This window comes from Oceanicaulis sp. LC35 (assembly GCF_052055585.1).
GTDB lineage: Bacteria > Pseudomonadota > Alphaproteobacteria > Caulobacterales > Maricaulaceae > Oceanicaulis.
Map to the genome: position 1 here is coordinate 159,846 of NZ_CP170485.1, position 18,819 is coordinate 178,664.

12 protein-coding genes are annotated in these 18,819 nt (G+C 63.8%); 4 read left to right on the top strand and 8 right to left on the bottom strand.

What is annotated here, in order from left to right; translation table 11 throughout:
• Positions 1 to 8: 8 nt before the first annotated feature.
• Complete coding sequence (locus tag ACFELO_RS00790) at positions 9 to 539, top strand: nuclear transport factor 2 family protein (RefSeq protein WP_440958675.1); 531 nt, start codon at positions 9 to 11, stop codon at positions 537 to 539.
• A 32-nt stretch (positions 540 to 571) separates the two neighbouring features.
• Here ACFELO_RS00790 and ACFELO_RS00795 read toward each other — a convergent pair whose 3' ends face one another.
• The 7 genes from ACFELO_RS00795 to ACFELO_RS00825 all read right to left on the bottom strand — a co-directional run bounded on the left by ACFELO_RS00795 (position 572) and on the right by ACFELO_RS00825 (position 9,980).
• Positions 572 to 1,777, bottom strand: a complete 1,206-nt coding sequence (locus ACFELO_RS00795) for an acetyl-CoA C-acyltransferase (protein ID WP_440958676.1) — start codon at positions 1,775 to 1,777, stop codon at positions 572 to 574.
• A gap of 6 nt (positions 1,778 to 1,783) precedes the next feature.
• The gene (locus tag ACFELO_RS00800) at positions 1,784 to 3,031 is read right to left on the bottom strand and encodes an acetyl-CoA acetyltransferase (RefSeq protein WP_440958677.1); all 1,248 of its coding nucleotides are present in this window, start codon (positions 3,029 to 3,031) and stop codon (positions 1,784 to 1,786) included.
• Complete coding sequence (locus ACFELO_RS00805; protein ID WP_440958678.1) at positions 3,028 to 4,737, bottom strand: class I adenylate-forming enzyme family protein; 1,710 nt, start codon at positions 4,735 to 4,737, stop codon at positions 3,028 to 3,030. The genes ACFELO_RS00800 and ACFELO_RS00805 overlap by 4 nt, the downstream gene beginning before the upstream one ends.
• Positions 4,738 to 4,802: 65 nt before the next feature.
• On the bottom strand, positions 4,803 to 5,789 hold the full coding sequence (locus ACFELO_RS00810; protein ID WP_440958679.1) for an NAD(P)H-dependent flavin oxidoreductase: 987 nt from the start codon (positions 5,787 to 5,789) through the stop codon (positions 4,803 to 4,805).
• 182 nt (positions 5,790 to 5,971) lie between these two features.
• The gene (locus ACFELO_RS00815) at positions 5,972 to 7,174 is read right to left on the bottom strand and encodes a M14 family metallopeptidase (RefSeq protein WP_440958680.1); all 1,203 of its coding nucleotides are present in this window, start codon (positions 7,172 to 7,174) and stop codon (positions 5,972 to 5,974) included.
• Complete coding sequence (locus ACFELO_RS00820) at positions 7,171 to 8,679, bottom strand: lyase family protein (protein WP_440958681.1); 1,509 nt, start codon at positions 8,677 to 8,679, stop codon at positions 7,171 to 7,173. The genes ACFELO_RS00815 and ACFELO_RS00820 overlap by 4 nt, the downstream gene beginning before the upstream one ends.
• Positions 8,676 to 9,980 carry a TetR/AcrR family transcriptional regulator gene (locus ACFELO_RS00825; protein ID WP_440958682.1) on the bottom strand — a complete coding sequence of 435 codons (1,305 nt, stop codon included), beginning with the start codon at positions 9,978 to 9,980 and terminating at the stop codon, positions 8,676 to 8,678. The genes ACFELO_RS00820 and ACFELO_RS00825 overlap by 4 nt, the downstream gene beginning before the upstream one ends.
• A 172-nt stretch (positions 9,981 to 10,152) precedes the next feature.
• Between ACFELO_RS00825 and ACFELO_RS00830 the strand changes: the two genes are divergently transcribed.
• The 3 genes from ACFELO_RS00830 to ACFELO_RS00840 all read left to right on the top strand — a co-directional run bounded on the left by ACFELO_RS00830 (position 10,153) and on the right by ACFELO_RS00840 (position 15,763).
• Entirely contained in the window at positions 10,153 to 13,257 is a 3,105-nt protein-coding gene (locus ACFELO_RS00830) for a TonB-dependent receptor domain-containing protein (protein WP_440958683.1), read from the top strand.
• Between the two features lie 48 nt (positions 13,258 to 13,305).
• A complete protein-coding gene (locus ACFELO_RS00835) occupies positions 13,306 to 14,157 on the top strand; it encodes an alpha/beta hydrolase (protein ID WP_440958684.1) in 852 nt (283 codons plus the stop codon).
• Between the two features lie 145 nt (positions 14,158 to 14,302).
• Positions 14,303 to 15,763, top strand: a complete 1,461-nt coding sequence (locus tag ACFELO_RS00840) for an SLC13 family permease (RefSeq protein ID WP_440958685.1) — start codon at positions 14,303 to 14,305, stop codon at positions 15,761 to 15,763.
• Here ACFELO_RS00840 and ACFELO_RS00845 read toward each other — a convergent pair.
• Complete coding sequence (locus ACFELO_RS00845) at positions 15,760 to 18,753, bottom strand: TAXI family TRAP transporter solute-binding subunit (RefSeq protein WP_440958686.1); 2,994 nt, start codon at positions 18,751 to 18,753, stop codon at positions 15,760 to 15,762. The two genes, ACFELO_RS00840 and ACFELO_RS00845, sit on opposite strands and share 4 nt — an antisense overlap.
• Positions 18,754 to 18,819 lie beyond the last annotated feature (66 nt).

Below are 18,819 nucleotides of genomic sequence, written 5' to 3' on the forward strand. Positions count from 1 at the left end.
GCCCTGAGATGACCAATACTGTCGAGACGATGCTGGCCAAACAGGACATCCGCGATGTCCTGTCCCGCTATGCGCGCGGCGTGGACCGGGCGGACGGCGCGCTCCTGAAGTCCTGCTATCATGCGGACGCCATCGAGGAGCATGGCAATACCTATAACGGTCCTGCCCACGCCTATGTGGACGGCGCCATTCCGCGCATGATGAAGATGACACAGCCCATGGCGCACTATGTCTGCAACTCGCATTTCGAGTTCGACGAGACGGGCGATGTGGCGTGGGTGGAAACCTATGTGCTGACCTTCGCCCGTTTTGAGGACAAGGAGGGCGCGGCGAACGATACCCTCACTGGCGGTCGCCTGTTTGACCGCTTCGAGCGTCGTGACGGCGTCTGGAAGATCGCGCATCGCAAGATGACGCTCGACTGGAACCGGGACATGACCACGCAGGAGGGCTGGTGTCTGGGCCTGTTCGACCCGGCCTCTCCCGATCTGCACATGGGAACGCGCGGGGAAAAAGACCTCACCTATTCGCGGTTCTGATCAAAAGGCCGGCTCGCAGGAGCCGGCCTTTTTCACACACGTTCGACGATCATGGCCGAGCCGACGCCGGACCCGCCATGGGTGACGATCAGTCCAAACTGCCCGTTATCGCGCTCAAGGCCCGAAACCATCGTGGCGGTCAGGATGGCGCCCGTGGCGCCCATGGGGTGACCCATCGCCAGATGCCCGCCATCCGGGTTCACCCGATCAAGGTCCGGGGCATAGTCACGCTCGAACTTCACCGGCGTGGCGGCGAAGGCTTCCATGAACTCGATCCGGTCAAAGTCAGACAGTGTCATGCCCGCTTTGACGAGCACTTGCTCCATGGCGGCGAAACCGGCGGTGAGCTGCAAGGTGGGATCGGCGCTGGCCTCGGCCATCGCCTTGATGCGGGCGCGGGGTTTGAGCCCCATTCGCTCACCGGCCGCACGTGAGCCGATGAGGCTCAGCCCGGCGCCGTCACAGGTGGGCGGGCAATTGGCGACCGAATGAACATGCCGGATGGCGTCCACGCCGGGCGCATTGTCCACCATGATCTTGTCAAAGCCCTGTGCGCCCATCTCTACAAAGGCGGGTTCCATGCGGGCGAGACTGTCTTCTGTGGTGGAACTGCGCACGCATTCGTCATGGGCGAGGGCGATCTCGCCCTCCGCATCGCGCATCGCGATGACCTCGGTCAGCCCGCCTCGCTCCCAGGCCGCCGCCGCGCGCTGGTGAGAGCGGGCGGTGACGCGATCGAGATCGGCTTTCTCAAAGCCTTCCATGGTCGCCAACAGGTCAGCTGACAGGACCACGGGCACATAATTGAGCCGACGGGCGGTTTCAGGGTCGTCATAATAGAAGGCGCCATCGCCCATGAAGGGCACGCGCGACATCATCTCGACCCCGCCAGCCAGCCTCAACCGGTCATCGCCAGAGACCAAGCCGTCCTGTGCGGCCAGTCCGATGGCGGTCAGTCCAGAGACGCAGAAATTGTTGATGGTGAGCGCTCTCACGCTGGGCGGCAGCTCGGCATGAATCCGGCTGACCAAGGCCAGATGACCGCCTTGCGCGCCGATCTGGCCGACACAGCCCAGCGTCAGGGAGGCGGCCTCCGTAGCGACTTGGTCGCCATTGCGCTCGGCCAGAGCGGCGATCAGCTGGCGCACCAGCTCATGCGGGGTCAGGGCCGCAAGACCGCCATTGGGCTTGGACTTGCCGCGCGGGCTACGCACGGCGTCATAGATATACATGTCCATGCGAAATCAGACTCCGATGACCATGCAGGCGCTGGCGGTGGTGGAGCCTCCGACATTGTAGGTCGCAGCGGTTTTCGCGCCGCCCACCTGCATGTCGCCAGCGATGCCGCGGGTCTGACGCGCCGCGTCGAGCGCCATGCGCACCCCGGTGGCGCCCACGGGATGGCCCAGTCCGATCAGCCCGCCGGACGGGTTGAAGGGCAAGGCGCCCGACATGCCGATCATGCCCGCTTCGATCGGTTTCCAGGCTTCACCGGGACGGGCGAGGCCGAAATGCTCGATCGCCATGTATTCGGTGATGGAGAAGCAATCATGGGTCTCCACCAGATCAAGCCCGCCCGGATCACCTTCAGAGGGCGCTTTCACGCCGGCCCGCTTGCACGCATCGGTGACAGCCTTGTGCACCCAGGGGAAGATGTAGCCGTCGCGGCCTTCGCTTTCGGCCAGCTTGGCGTCCAGCAGCAGCGGCGCGGTCGTATGCCCCCAGCCCTTGATGCGGGGAATGTCCTCAAGCTTCAGGCCGTGACGATCCGCATAGGCGCGGGCATAGTCCTCGGACGCCAGGAAGATCACGGCGGCGCCGTCGGTCACCTGTCCGCAATCGCTCTTGCGCATCCAGCCTTCAATGACCGGATTGGCCTCATCATCGGCTTCAAAACTGTTGTCGCCAAACTGCCAATGGCGGGTCTGGGCGTTGGGATTGCGCTTGCCGTTGGCGAAATTGGTGCGCGAGATTTCGGTCAGATGCTCGCGCTTCAGCCCGTAGCGGCGGTCATATTCTTCAGACAGGGTCGAGAACATGGCGGGCCACAGATAGCGCGCGCCCAAAGCTTCCTTGCCGGCCCATGCGGCGGCGCCCAGATGTTCCGCGGCGGTCTGGCCGGGCACATTGCGCATCATCTCAACGCCGATGACGGCGGCGAGGCCATAGCGTCCGGCCTCGATATCGGCCATGGCGGCGAAGATCGCCATTGAGCCTGACGCGCAGGCGGCTTCATGACGCGAAGTGGGCAGGCCGGAGAAGGCCGGATGGGCCATCACGGCCATGCCGCCCAGAAGACCCTGTCCGCAGAACAGCTCGCCCGCGAAATTGCCGATATGGAGGGTTTCGACATCCCTGGCGTCGACGCGGGCGTCCTCCAGCGCCGCCTCGGTGGTCTCCGAGATCATCTCGAACAGACCCTTGCCCTCGCGGGCCCAGTTGCGGGCGAAGTCGCTCTGCGCGCCGCCCAGAATGAAGACAGATTTGCTCATGCCGGTTCCGCCTCAGCCAGTTCCTTGAGTTTCCAGCGCAGCACCTTGTTCATCGGATTGCGCGGCAGCGCCTCCATCAGGACCAGGCGTTCGGGAAGTTTGAATTTCGCCACTTCCTGCTCCAGCAGGAAAGCGATGATCTCGTCGAGTGTGATCGTTTCACCGGCCTCAGGCACGGCGGCGACCCAGATGCGTTCGCCCATGACCTCGTCGGGAATCCCGAAGACGGCGGCTTCCGCGAGCTTGGGGTGGGCTTCCAGCAGGGTATCCAGCTCGGTCGCGGAAATGTTCACGCCGCCGCGAATGATGATGTCCTTGGCCCGGCCCTTGAAGACCAGAAAGCGCGGGTCGTCCCCGTCGATCTCGAACAGATCGCCGGAGTGGAAGAAGTCATCCGCATCAAAGACCTCGGAGCGTTCCTCGGCCGTTGAGCCCCAATAGCCCTCAAACACCACCGGCCCCTTGATCAGGAGCTCGCCCTCGCGGCCGGGCGTCTCGATGACTTCCCCGGTCTCCACACATACGAGCTTGGTCTTCACACAGGCATGCATGGGGTTGGAGAAGTCTGCGCCCTCAAAGCCGAAGCGCGGAAAACGTGTCGCGCGCAGGGCGGGATCAGGCGCTTCACGCGGGCCCGTGACCAGCGCCACGCCCTCGTTGGAGCCGAAAATGTTGACGATCTCGACGCCGCGTTCCTTCCAGCCTGCGACCATGAACTCTGACAGCGGGGCGGAGCCGGAGCCCACGACCCGCAGGCTGGACAGGTCCACGCTGTCGAGCATTTCAGGGTGCTTGAGCAGCATGGTGAGGACCGCCGGAGGGGCGATCGTCGCGGTGACCTTTTCCTCAACGATCTGACGCAGGAAGAGCTGCAGATCGAACGGGTGATGCAGGACCAGAACGCCGCGGGTGAGGAGCCAGTTGCCCAGCATCCCGGCGATAGAGGCGGTGTTGGTCAACGGGAACGGATTGAGCAGGATTTCGCCCGCCTGCAGCTCCATCCCGTCGCCGCTGCCGGGTATGATGGAGATCCAGTGATTGTGTGACCGCGGCACGCCCTTGGGCATGCCAGTGGTCCCCGACGTCCAGGCGATCGTAAAGCAGTCATCCGCCTTGCCGGTCTGCGGCGCGGTTTCGCCAAACAGACCCATGGGCCCCGATTTGAGGCGCGCATCTTTCATGATCGCGGCCAGATCCTCGATCCCGTCAGCCCGGGCGTCCGGGCCGACGGCGTAGACCTTCACATTGGCGGGCGCGAGTTTGCGCAGCCCCTGTGCGAGGGCGCGCTCCTTGAACCGGCTGGCGGCGACAATGGCGCGCGGTTTGACCGCTTCGATGACGTGGCGCAGCTCAAAGCCGGAATACTGGACAGGCACCGGGCTGACGATGACGCCGATCTTGGCGCAGGCGAGATAGAGGGCGATCGCCTCGACCACATTGGGCATCTGCATGACGATGATGTCATCCGCCTTCAGCCCGTCCCCGATCAGGGCGGCGGCGAGCCGTTCGACGTCTGCGCTCAGTTCGGTCCAGCTGACCCGGCGTCCGGCATCGCCCAGAAAGTCGGGCCGGTCGATCGGGTCGACGATGGCGAGGGCGTCGCCACGGGCTTTCACACCGGCCTGGAACAGGTCGTAATAGGTGTCATCGCCCCACCAGCCGGCTTTGCGGTATGCGGCGATCTTCTTGTCGGCGGCTAATTTCATCAGCCTTCCCTTTCGCTCCCCCGAACGGCCCGCTTGGCGGGGCCTGTCCGTCGTGTGTCGGTCGGTCAGTCCGTCCCGGTCGCCTGTGCGGATGCGCCGTCGATGGCGTGTGCGGGCGTGGCCTGAACAGGTTGAGACCCCTGATATTGCTGGATCAGTCGGTCGATGATGCGGGCCGCCGGTTCGATGGCCTGAACCCCGCCGACTCCCTGACCGGCCGACCAGATGTCCTTCCAGCCTTTCAGCGATTGCTCGGGGTCGCTGAAATTGGTGGGGCGGGCCTGGGGCAGGTTGTCAGGATCAAGCCCGGCTTTCTCGAGGCTGGGGCGCAGCCAGCTTGCCGGCACCCCGGTCACGCAGGCGCTGACCACGAGGTCCGTGGATTGCGCGTCCACGACCATCGCCTTGTACTCGGCATGAGCGAGGCTTTCCTCAGCCGCGATGAAGGCCGTGCCCAGATAGGCGAGATCCGCGCCCATGGCTTCCACGGCAGCGACGCCTGAACCGGTGCAAATGCCGCCCCCGACCGCGATAGGCCCGTCAAAGAAGCTGCGAACCGCCTCGATGAAGGCGACATTGGACATCCAGCCTGTGTGTCCGCCCGCCCCGGCGCACACCAGCGCCAGACCATCTGCGCCCGCGGCGGCGGCCTTGCGAGCGAAGGGCACGGAGTTCACATCAGCGAAAACGACGCCGCCATAGCCGTGGACCACGTCAATGACGCGTTGCGGGCCGCCCAGAGCGGTGATCACCAGCGGCGGCTTGTGCGTGCGCACCAGTTCCAGCTCGGCCTCAAAGCGGGGATAGCTGGAATGGGTCACCATGTTAAACGCCCAGGCCGCATCCTGCGGACCCAGCGCCTCGGTGATCGTGCGCATCCAGCTGTCCAGATCCTCGATGGTGCGGCAGTTCGGAGCCGGGAAGGAGCCGATCATGCCAACCTTGCACGCCGCAATAACCAGATCAGGGCCCGAAACGAGGAACATCGGAGCGCAGACGGCCGGCAGGCGAAGATTGCGGGTCAGGGCCTGAGGCAAACGGGTGGAAGGCACGCGCGGCTCCGTACAGTTCTGAAAGTAACTTTCGTATTGAAACCCACTATAGGGGCAGGCCGCAGGCAGGGCAATAGGAGTTGACGCTGGAGAGAAAAGCCTTGGATGACAGACTGTTAACCCCGCACGCAAAGACGCCGCGCACTGGGTGCACGGCGTCTGGAGCTGAGTTGTTTAACGGGTTAAGGGCGGGAGTTCGCGGTCTGGCTGTCCAGATAGCGCGTCAGAGCCCGCGCCGCGGTTTGCGACAGGGCGATGATGCGATCCCGGTCGGTATTGTCGCCATACTCCACGGTCACGCCCGGCGCGGCATAGGTATCCGCAAACCAGGTCTTGGAGGTGGGCATGCCCACATTATGGCTGGGGCCGCGGTCAAAGGCGGGGTCGTCGCCCGTCCACTCGCTCTCGATCAGGCTGATCCAGTCCTCACTGAAAGCGAACGGGGTAAGAGCTGCGCCATCGGGCGGAGTGTAAAGCACGTCGCGGCGGGTCGAGTGGAAATCCAGTAGCAGGAAGGGCGCATGGCCGTTCATGATCTGCTGTTCGATGGCGGCGAACGCAGCGGCGGTTTCAGGCTGGGTGAACGGTCCCCAGTCCCGGTTCAGATCCAGTCCGCCGGTATTGTGTCGCCAGTGCCCGTGCTCGACGCCATCAGGGTTGAGATCGGGGATGATCAGCCATTGATAGGCGTCAAGAACAGTCGCATCGGCGTGCGGGCCGAACATCGTGTCCAGAAAGGCGCGCAGGCCCAGAACGCCCGTAACTTCAGGTGGGTGCTGACCGCCCAGAATGATGATCAGCGGGGCGTTCGACGTTGAAGCCTGACGGGTCAGCGCCTCGATGGGGCGCCCTTCCCGGCTGTCCCCGATCACGGCCCGGCTCATGCCGTTCCGGTCGGCGAAAGCCGCACGCCAGTCCGCGCGCGCCTCGATCGGGATGACTTCCTGAGCGCCGATCCGGGTCACGCCAGCGGGAATGTCGAGGGCAAGCATCGCCTGATGGCCGTCCTCGGATACCGTCACCACATCTGCGGGCAGGGCCGCCCAGTGCCCATCCTCAAGCTCGATGCGCGGCTGATAGCGGTGGCGGTAATCGGCGTAATCAAGCGCGACTTCAGCGTCGGTCGCTTCATCGGCGTGAAGGTCGAACGCGTACCAGGGGCTGGGATTGATCTCCGGGTCCTCGGGCAAAACGCTCAGTTCAAACGCCGCTTCGCCCTCGCGCTGGCAGGCATAGCCGGGCGCGGTGGAGAAATCCTGGGTCAGGCGGACCGCGCCGGTCTCGCACCCTGCGAGACGCGACGGTTCAGGGGAGGTCGTGGCGCAGCCCGGTGCGGCCAGAACCGCGCCCAGAGTCAGAAGGCTGATGGCAAGCTGTGGTCTCATGGGGTCTCCGTGCGGACCGGATCGGTCTCTCTGGCGGCGCGGGCCTGGGCGATGACGCTTTCTGTCAGCTCGACATCAAGCCCCAGATAGGTGCGGGGATCGAGCAGCGCATCAAGCTCGCCCGGTTCAAACAGAGCCAGCAGTGCAGGATCGCTTTCGATGGCCTCGCGCAGGCTGGCCCCGGTTTCGCTGGCCTCAGAGGCCAGATCGCGCAGGCGGTGCTCGGCGCCTTCCCGGCCCAGATCATCCTGAATGGCGAAGACAATGCGCTGGGTCAGGATCCAGCCCTGGCTCAGCTCCAGCGATTGCGCCATGCGCGCTTCATTGACCCGCAAGCGCGAGATCAGACGGCTGGCGTCGCCCAGCATGTCCTCGGTCGCCAGCGCAATATCCGCGACAGCATCATTGGGGCGCGAGGTGTTGTCGCGTTCAAAGAAGTTGACCATGTCGTCCTGCACGATCTCGGCAAGGCGCGGAATGGTGCGACCATGCTGGATCAGCGCTTCAGACAGCGAAGGGTTCACCTTGTGCGGCATGGTGCTGGACCCCACCGCGCCGCCGGGCCGTTCTTCCACCACTGCGCCGATATCGGTCATCTGAAGCAGGAAGACCTCCTGCCCCAGTCGCGCGTATGTGTGCGCCATCATGGACTGGACGAGGGCGAATTCGGCGAACACATCCCGGCTGGCGTGCCAGTCATCGGGATAGGGGGCGGGCAGACCCAGCTCCTGCGCCATGCGCGCCTCCACGCGCTGGCCTTCCGGTCCCAGCCCCAGATAGCTGCCCACCGCGCCCTTCATGATGATGGAGCGGTCGATGCGATCAAGCAGGTCTGAGAGCCGGTCGATATGGCGGCGGTTCTCGCCGATATAGCCGCTGACAGACTTGCCATAGGTCAGCGGCAGGGCGTGCTGGCCCAGAGTGCGGCCAATCATGGGCGTGGCCTTGTAGTGATCGGCCAGCTCGATCAGCTGAAGCTCGATCACCCGCAAATCCTCGATCAGCGCGAAGACGGCGTCGCGCATCTGGAGCATGGCGGCGCTGTCATAGAGGTCCACCGTGGTCGCGCCGTAATGGAGATAATCCGCGCTCTCCTCATCAAGTGAGTGGCGCAGCACATTCAGGAGCGCGACCATGCGATGGCGCACGACGGCGTATTCGGCGTCGATGGCGTCCTGCGGTGTGTTCTCGGGAATGGCGGCGCGGGTGATCGCATCCGCAGCCGATTGCGGGATCACGCCTTCATGAGCCTGGGCGCGGGCAAGCGCGGCTTCAAGACGCAAGACCTGAGCGTTCAGTGCAGCATTGGAGAAGATCGCCTCGATCTCGCGATTGGGCGACAACACCGGACTTTGCGGCGTGAAGGCGGGCGCCGGGGCGTGTGCGCTTTCTGCAGGAAGGGCGGCGGCCTGGTCGGCGGGTTCAGGCGTGGGAGCGGGGTCCGCTTCCGGTCCGGAACAGGCGATCAGGATGAGCGGCAGCAGGAGAGAGGCTGGCGTTTTCATGAGCGTGCCGACAGACCGTAGAGGAGCACGTACAGGAAGTCGTTGGTTGCAGACTGGGGCTTCTTGGACATGCGCCAGTCATTCATCGTGTTGCTGGCGGCGAGCGTGTAGCCGCTATTGATGAACATGACCCCGGACAGAAGGGATTCCACGATCGAGGCGTCATGCGGGCGCGCCTCGCCTGTGCTGACAGCAGCCTCATAATTGTCGCCGAGACGGCGGGTAATGTTGCGCAAGCGCGCCTGATGCCGGTTGCGCCGGGTGGCGGGCAGGGCGGACATCAGTTCCAGCCGGATGATCGGCGCCATGCCGCTGGCCTGCATGTAGATGAGGTCAAACACCGCGCGCCGGATGAAGGCGAGCCCGTCGCCGCTCTCGGCGGCCGCATCCAGCGTTGTCTCGACGTTCTGAAGCGAGTGCTCCAGACACTGGTCCAGGAAGCTCTCCTTGTCGGGAATATGGTAGTAAAACGCCCCGCGCGTCACACCCAGAGAGGCTGCAACCTCGGCCAGAGACACGCCTTCAAAGCCGTAGAGATTGAAAAAGCGGATGCCGGTCTTCAGGAAGGCTTCCCGCTTCATCCGGTTGCGGGCCTTGCGGTCGAAAATCTGGGGCAGCTCCTCGGCGGACACAAACTGCGGCGCGATCTCGTTCATGGCGGGGCCGCCCAATGTCAGGCCCTCTCGAAGAATGTCGCGAATCAGGCTCGCCGTGTCGGCGAAGGCGGGCGCCGCCTCTTCACCAGCCCGGACCGTCAACCAGTCCAGAAGGCCGAACAGGCAATAGGTCACGGGTTCGGCCCGCCGAGAGGTCAGGCCCGCCTGCTCCAGCCAGTCGCCCACCATGGCTGTGACGCGGCTTACGACTGTATCAAGAGCCGTGGTGATCCGCCCCTGCACCTCCGGGGACAGGGCGTCGAGCTCTTGCAGGCGCGCCGGGAAGGGGCGGACATCCTCGATCGCTTCGCTCAATTGCTCGGAATAGGCCTGGAACAGGCCCAGCAGCTTGAGCGCCGGGGCGTCATTGGCCGCCTCGGTGCGTTTGACGGCGTCGTCAAGGAACGCCACCGAACGCAGAAAGACGTCCTCGGCGAGCTCTTCCTTGGACGCGAAATAGTACGAGATGCTGGTCTTGGTCAGGCCGAGATCGGCGGCGATATCTTCGAGCCGCGCCCCCAGAACCCCTTGCGCATTGAACCGGCGTGACGCGGCTGAACAGATCGCGGTGATCTTGCGCTCCCGCTCCTGACTTCGGGAGAAGGGGGAGCCGTGATCGGGGAACTCCGGTCTGACTACGTTCATCCTCGTCTTTCCCCCTCAGGCTCCGTCGATCCTGCTCATAGTAGCTTCGGCGCCACGTCTGACAAATTACAGACGGCAGTCCGTACGGAATTTGAACCGAGTGTATAATTTTCGTTGACAGTGTCCAGAAGCGTTGCTCTCGTTTGCAAAACAACACGCATGGGAGGGACACATGACACTCAAAATGATTCTCCGTTCCGGAATCGCTCTTGGCGCGCTGGCGCTGGGTGAAGCCGCGTACGCACAAGCCGTCGAGACCACGCAGCAAGAGCAAGAGGCGTCTGCGCCGCCCGCTACGCAGGACGTGATCATCGTCACCGGCACCAACATTCAGGGCGCCCGCATCAATCAGGCGCTGCCGGTCACCATCGTCACGCAAGAAGATCTCGCCACAATCGGCGGCGTGGATGGCGAAGACCTTATCCGCTCGCTGCCGTCGCAAGGCGGGGTCCAGTTCCGGACCGACAACAACACCACCAACAACAATGCCCGCGGCGACGTCGCCTCGATCAACCTGCGTTCGATCGGCTCCAGCGGCACGCTGGTGCTTCTGAATGGCCGCCGCGTGGTCAACCATCCCTCGACCCAGGCCGAGCTGTCGACCCCGGTGACCACCACCAACGTGAACTCACTTCCCGTGGCGGGCATTGCGCGCGTTGAAGTGCTCAATGACGGCGCGTCTGCAATCTACGGCACCGACGCTGTCGCGGGTGTGTTCAACACCATTCTTGATGATGACTTTGTCGGCTTTGATGTGCGTGCGCGCCATCTGTACGCCACCGGCAATGGTCTGAATGAGCAGACCCTCACCATCAAAGCCGGTCAGGACTTCAATGAAGGCCGGACCAATGCCTCGCTGGCTGTTGAATATTCACGCCGGGACGGCCTGTTCGCCAACGAGATCGACCGCGCCTCCAGCGAGGACCTGCGTCGCTTCCTGGTGGGCACCAGCTTTGAGGGCGACACCTCGTTCGATAACCGCGCCACCCAGACGCCCTGGGGCCAGTGGACGCTGAACACCACGTCTTCGACCCGTGTACGCCAGAACGGCAATACGCTGACCTCGACGGCGGGCGTGTTCCACTTCCAGCCTGACAGCTTCCCGGGCTGCCGCGCCGACAGCCTGTCCACGCCGGGCCTGTGCATTGATGACGGCAGCCAGGATCGGGATCTGCGCTATGATGGCGCGACCGAGCGCTCCATCATTTCAGACCGTGACCGCTTCAACGCCTTTGGTTTCTTCAACCATGATCTCGACAACGGCGTTCACCTGTATGGCGAGCTGGGCATCTATTACGCCGAAACGCGCTCCACGAACGAGCCGCGTAACGGCATTTCCGCGACCGAAATCTCTGTTCCGGCCAGCTATTACTACAACCCGTTCGGCCCGGTGACCTTCTCGGATGGTTCGATCAACCCCAACCGTCTGCCGGGCCTGACCAATGTGCCGGTTGAAGGTCTGCCGGTCTTTACCGATGCCGGTCGCTACCGCTTCGTGGATGTGGGCTATCGCGATATCGAGGTTGTGAATACCCAGTATCGCTTCCTGGGCGGCGCCCGGGGCGAGTTTGGCGATTCCGGCTGGGATTGGGACAGCGCAGCGCTGTACAACCGCGGCTATGCCGAGGACACGGCCAACAACTCCATCTCGCGCACCCTGTTCCAGCAGGAGCTCTTCAAGGAAGGGCCGGATGTCTACAATCTGTTCAATGGCGGCGATCCCAACAATCCTTCAGTTGGCGACGCCACGGCCAATCCGCGCAATCTGATCGAGCCTTTCCTGATCGACGTGGTGCGTGAGAGCACGTCCGAGCTGGCGCTGATCGACTTCAAGGTCAGCAATGGCGCCGTGTTCAACCTGCCAGGCGGCCCGATCGGTCTCGCTGCGGGTGTCGAGGCGCGCTACGAGGCCTATGACGAAAACCGGGACGACCGTCTGGACGGCACCATCACCTTCACCGACATGGTGACGGGCGAGGTGAGCGAAACCGATGTCTACGGCACCAGCCCGACCCCGGATTCCAGCGGTTCGCGTGAAGTTCTGGGCGCATTCGCCGAGGCTTCTGTGCCTCTGGTCAGCCCGGAAATGAACATCCCGCTCATCCAGACGCTCGATCTGCAAATTGCAGCGCGCTACGAGGATTATTCCGACTTTGGCGGCTCTGGCGTGAAGCCGCGTGTGGCGGCGGCCTGGGTTCCGTTTGAAGGGCTGAAACTGCGGGGCGCCTATTCAGAAGGCTTCCGCGCGCCGAACCTGGTCGTCATCAACGAAGGCGTGGATCGGTCCAACTCTCGCGAGGACAGCTATTTCTGTGAAGCCGGCGTGCGTAACGGCACTTTCGCCACCTTTGCAGACTGTACGGGCTATTCTGAAGGCCGGACCGAGCGTCGTTCCGTGTCTGATGATATCGGACCGGAAGATGACACCAACATCACCTATGGCTTCGTATTCGAGCCGCGGGGGCTGGACGGTGCTCTGAGCTTCCTGAACGGGCTGACGATCACCGTCGACCGCTGGGAAATCGAACGCACCGACGTGGTCGGCGTGTTCGGCGCAGAGAACCATATCAGCCTGGACTACCTGTTGCGTCTGCAGGGCTCGTCCAACCCGAACGTGGTGCGCGCAGACCCCGATCAGGATGACATCAACTTCTTCACCGCGGCCGGCCTGACCCCGGTCGGGGACATCCTGTTTGTCCGCGACACCTATGACAACAACGAGAACATTGACGTCGATGGCATCGATTACGGGGTGTACTACTCGCTTGATGACACGCCGATCGGTGATTTCGACCTCAAGGTCAACGCGTCCTATCTCGACACCTACTTCATCGCTCTGTCGCCGGGCGCGCAGCAGATCGCCGATGCGGTGGAAAGCGGCCTGATTTCCGATGAGATCACCGTGTCCCAGGAAGGCGATATCATCTTCCAGGATGGTCAGCCGGAATGGCGTGTCTCGGCATCGCTGAGCTGGCGTCACCATAGCGGCTGGGGCGCAGGCGTCCGGGCCGACTATACCAGCGAGTTCATCGATACCGGCGCTGGCCTCGACCCGAACGGGGACCCGTTCATCGTCAGCGAGTGGACCCAGACCAACGCCTATGTCCAGTACGACATTGACGCCAATGGCTTCCTGGATGGCATGCGGGTCCGTGTCGGCGCGAACAACATCTTCGATGAAGAGCCGCCCCTCGCCGACGAGACCAATGGCTATGACGCCGCGTATCACAGCATTCGCGGTCGCCAGGTCTATTTCGACGTCCGCAAACGCTTCTAGAGCCAGCAAGGTCGGGCGCTCTCCTCGCGAGGGCGCCCGGACGCTTTCATGATGCGCTTTCTCATCTCCCTTCTCGTCCTCGTGACGACACAGATCAGTGCGGCCTGGGCCGGGGACTGGCAAACAGGCCAGTTCACGGTTTCAGACTGGGTCGGACCAGCCTTGCGCGTGTTCTATGTCGAACCGCCCGAGGGCCGTCTGCCGGATGCCCCGGTGGTCATCGTCATGCATGGCGTCAATCGCAATGCGGACGAGTATCGCGACAACTGGATCGGCCTGGCCGAGCAGTATGGCCTGCGGATCTATGCCCCGGAGTTCACATCCGCCGACTTCCCCGGCGCCGCCTTTTACAATCTGGGCGGGGTCGGGACGGATGCGCCGTCTTCCTATGCCGCCATCGAGCCCCTGTTCGCGGCGATCCGGGCGCGTGGCTCAACCGCATCGGGCTACACCCTCTTCGGTCATTCCGCCGGGGCGCAGTTTGTCCATCGGGCGGTTCTGTTTGAAGACATGCCGCACCTGATCAAGGCGTATTCGGCCAATGCAGGCTGGTATACCTTGCCCGATCAGAACACGGACTGGCCCTACGGGCTGGCGGGTGTTTCCGTGACAGAGAGCCAGCTCGCCGCATGGCTTCAGCGGCCCATGACCTTGCTCCTGGGCGAAGCGGACACCGATCGTCGGGACCGTAATCTGCGGCGCACGCCTGAAGCTCTGGCCCAGGGGCCGCACCGTTTTGCGCGCGGCATGTTCTTTTTCGAGGCGGCGCGGTCTGAAGCGGACCGTCTGCAACTTCCCATCGGTTGGCGGGTCGTCACGGTTCCGGGCGTGGCCCATGACAATGCAGGCATGGCGCACGCCGCAGCCTATCTGATCGCGGAGGATGCTCGTGATGAGTAAGCCCGCCGCTTGCCCAACCGACACACGCCGACGCTGATCCTGACGCGCTCCACCCGCGTCCCGCTGCGCCGCATGCCTGATCCTTCGCCTTAAGGTTTTCTGCGGCCAGATTGTCCACCACAGATACACAAGGCCCACCGAACCCATGACTGCACAAGACGACGCCGGACACGCGCTTTACCAGCGCATCGGACTGATTGCGGGCCCGATCGCCGCATTGATCCTCGCCCTGACATTCGAGCCTGAAGGCTTGTCACGGGCGGGCGTGATCGTGGCGGCCCTCGGGCTGTGGATGGCGATCTGGTGGGCGACCGAAGCCATCCCGGTGGCGGTCACCGCCTTTTTGCCGCTGGTCGTGCTGCCGCTGCTGGATGTCGTGCCGATGCGCGACATCGCGGCGCCCTATGCCCACCCGATCATCTATCTGTTCTTCGGGGGATTTGTGGTGGCGCTGGCGATTGAACGCTGCGGACTTCACCGGCGTATCGCGCTGGGCGTGTTTTCCTTTGCGGGCGCAGACGCCCGGGCGCTGGTGGCGGGCTTCATGGCCTCGGCCGCCTTTGTCAGCATGTGGATTTCCAACACGTCGACCACGCTGATGCTGCTGCCCATCGCGGTGTCGGTCTACACCGTGATCAGCGAGACCATGCCCGGCCTTGCGCCCAAACAGCGCGAGAATTTCGGCGTCTCGCTGCTGCTCGGTCTCGCCTATGGCGCCACGCTGGGCGGTCTGGCGACGCTTGTGGGCACGCCGCCCAACGCGTTCATGGTCGGCTTCATGGCGGACAATTATGATGTCCAGATGGATTTTGCGCGCTGGATGCTGGTGGGGTTGCCGGTCTCGCTGGTCATGCTGCCGCTCGCCTGGCTGGTCCTGACCCGCTTCATCTATCCGATCAACTTCAAGGCCTCGGACGAGGCCATGCAGCATATCAACGCCATGCGCGAAGGGTTGGGCCCGATGAGCAAGGCGGAAGTGCGGACCGCGCTCCTGTTCGCCTTTCTCGTCGTGGGCTGGCTGTCGCGCGGCTGGCTGAGCAGCCTGTCGATTTTTGGCGAACTGACCGATACGGGCGTCGCCATGGCTGCTGCGATTGCGGCGTTCCTGATCCCCTCAGGGCGCAAGGGGCAGGCGCTGATGACCTGGGACGCCATGGGCAAGCTGCCCTGGGGCGTGCTGGCGCTGTTTGGCGGCGGTCTGGCGCTGGCGGCGGCCGTGACCAGCTCCGGGCTGGCGCTCTGGATCGGTCAGCAGCTGGTGGGCATCGGGGCGCTCAACGCCATTCTCCTGGTGGTCGCCGCGACGGCGCTCGTCATTTTCATCACCGAACTGACCAGCAATCTCGCCACCACCGCCACCTTCCTGCCGGTGATCGCCGCGATTGGGGTCGAGACCGGACAGGACCCGCTGGTCTATGTGATCCCGGTCACGCTGGCGGCAAGCTGCGCCTTCATGCTGCCGGTGGCGACGCCGCCCAATGCGGTGGTGTTCAGCTCAGGTTTGGTGTCGATCCCGGCCATGGCCCGGGCGGGCCTGATGCTCAACATCATCGCCGTCGCCGTGCTCAGCCTTGTGGCGCTTCTGCTGGCTCCGATGGTGTTCTAGGCGTCTTCCAGCGGGTCGGCATGCCCGTCCCAGATACGCAGGCAGGCCGTGAAGACCAGAAGGTCGCCGGCCTGCAGCGTCTTCTGTTCGATGCGCTCGTCATAGGCGGTGCGGAAGTGGAAGGCGAAGTCGCCGGCCCGATTGCGCAACTCCTCGCGCTTGGTCACGGGCAGCCAGCCCACCAGGTGCAGACCCGCATGCCGGGTGCGGATCAGGCTGGCATAGCTGTGTCCGATGAGCGGGTCGCCGGGTTCTAGCGTGTGCATGTACAGATGCGTGCCGTCGCGCATGTTCATGACCGCGATCAGGAAATCGAGCATCGCATTGCCGTCGAACACGTCTTTCACCAGGAAGCGTTCGACCAGCGTCGTGCTGGGGATCACCACATGGGCGCCTGCGCCGTCAGTCATGAAGGCGTCCCGGTCTTCCCGGTCCAGCACTTCTGCGATGACCTTGCACGGCCAGTCACGCCGGGCCGCATGCTCGGCGATCAGCTTGGTCGCCAGGAGCGTGGAGGCGTCCACGGCTCGCACCTCGGCGGAGCTGGCGGCGTCGCGTTTCTTGCTGGCGTCCGCCAGGATGATCACATGGTCAAACGCCAGGCTGGCGGGCAGCTGCGCTTCCAGAATCTCCGTGGTCAGGAAAGGCGTGTCCTCGATCGTGATCGCATGGATGGTCGGGTTCTGGTGGAAGATCCGCAAATTGGCTTCAAGGCGTTCCAGATGCGCGCGCGAGGCATAGAGCAGGATCCGCGCGCCTTCGCTGCGCTGGAGCTGGAACTGGTCCCGGGGGATCGGCTCGGCGTCACGCACTTCATTGAAGCCGCGCGTGTGCGCCACGCTCTTTCGACGTCCGGCGGCATAAATGATCCGGTCGTCGGGTTTGGGGGTGTAGGCATAGCCTTCTGGCCGGGTCAGCGAGATGATGGGGCCGCCATCCACGACTTCCGCGTCAAACACAGCCTCGCGCCGTAACTCGCTGCAGACCAGCCCCACAAGGTTCACCCCGCACGACCACAGTGCGGTCTCCAGCTCGCTATTGGTCATGCCCTGGGCAATGTCCGGGTTCTGCGCGCACAAGTCCGTGAACCGGATCGAATAAAGCTCGTCAAAGGCGTCATAGGTCAGCACTTCGAGCAGGTAGTCGATCATATTGGGGTGGATGGTGCTCAGCGCGGCCGCCTTGGCGACGAAGATGTCGGGTGTGATCAGGGTTGAACAGCCGAACGCCGCGAAATGGTCCGCGTTCTGGGAGAAGGCGAGCTCGGCGGAGATGTGGATCTCGGGATTGAGCCGCTTGAGGTTCATTGCGGTCAGGATCGCGCCAATATTCTGGCTCGAGCGCCGGTCGTAATCAGCCAGGATGATGGCGTGGCCCGCCTCGCGCGCGCCCGCCTTTTCCAGCGTGTCCCGGTTCGCGCTGTCCCCGCGCCGGAAGCTCACCTTGCTCTGATCGAAATGGTGGGTGGCGAGGGGCGAGGCGTCTCCGGATTCCGCCACGATGCAGACCTTCTTGGCGTGCTCGGCGTCATTGCCGGTCAGGGCGTAGACCACCCCGTCCAGATGCTCGTTCCAGCCGCAGACCAGAACGTGATTGCTGAACTTGGCGGGCATCAGTCCGGCAATGCGTTCCGACCGCCGTCGCCCCCACATATTGACGATGATGATGATCGCGGCGATTGGGCCGCCCACGCCGACAAAGGCGAGGATCGCCACCAGAATGCGTCCGATCGTACTGAGCGGATAGGCGTTGTTCTCGGTAAAGCCGCTGGCCACAAAGGTCAGCATCCAGATGAAGCCTTCCGACAAGGTGAGATCGGCGAACGGATTGTCCAGCTGGTAGGCTTGGGCGTGGGCGGTTTCCGCCGAGCGCAGGGTCAGAAGCGCGGTCAGCAAGAGCAAGGCGAACAGGCTCAGCCCGATAATCCACGGGCTGGGGCGCGCCCACCAGTCGAGCGCCACCTGAATGAAGGCGAACCGGCCCCGTCGCTCACGCTTGGCTCCGGTTCGGTCATAGGTGGTCTCAAAGGTCACGGCGATAAAGCTGACCGCCAGCAGCGCCGCCCAGATCAGGATCCACATCCAGTATTGCGGCTGCGGATTGGCGTGACCGGCGTCCACCAGACTGCTTCGCGCACTCCGGTGAACGGGCAGGGAAGCGCGCAACAGGAACTGGTCCGGCGCCAGAAGGCCGTCAAATTCGGATGATAGCGTATCCCAGTTCTCGATCAGCGCTGCGCTTGTTTGCGCCACACGGCCCGCGGGTGCGGCAGCGCGCGTGAACAGATAGGCGCGAACGGCGAGGGCCGAGGCGGGCGCGCCGTTTATCTCCAGAAATCCGGTTTCGTAATAGGGGCGACCGGCGGACAGCTCGGACACCACCATGGGCGGCAGGGCCAGACGCCGCACGCGCTGGTCGTCATGCTCAAGATTGGCGGCGGCGGTGACGAACAGGGCGTCGATCTCGCCGGTCTCCAGCGCTGAGAAGGCCTCGCCCAGTCCCAGATTGCGGGCGCGATAGTCGATCCCCTCGCGCAGACCTGCCGCATCCATCACCTCGCGGGCGTTGTAATAGCTGCCCGATCCGGTCTGTCCCAGATTGACGGACAGGCCCCTGAGATCGCCCAGAAGGTTCGGGGCGTCCGCTGCATTGCGCACAAAGACCTGAACATATTCGGGAAATAGGGGAGCGACGGCGGAAAACTCCCGCCAGCGCGGGAAGCCGTGATTGCCGTAGAAATGGTGATAGGCGAGATCGTTCTGGGCCAGGGCGAACTCGAAGCGGCCCGTGCGCAGGCCTTCAAGGTTTTCCACGCTGCCGGCGGTGTCGGTAACGCACAGCCCGCTCTCGCCCGTCAGCTCCGCCATGCGTTCGGCGAAGGCGTGATACCGGCCACCGCTCTCACCGGCGCCAAGGCATTGTGTGTCCTGCCCCCGGGCGGTCGTGCTCATCAAACAGAGCGCGACCAGACAGAGTATCGCCCGCATCATGTTCGGCCTCCCCCAAGGCGTGTCCCGGCGCAGTGAAAGGCGAGGGTTGACGGTGTCCGTTTCAAC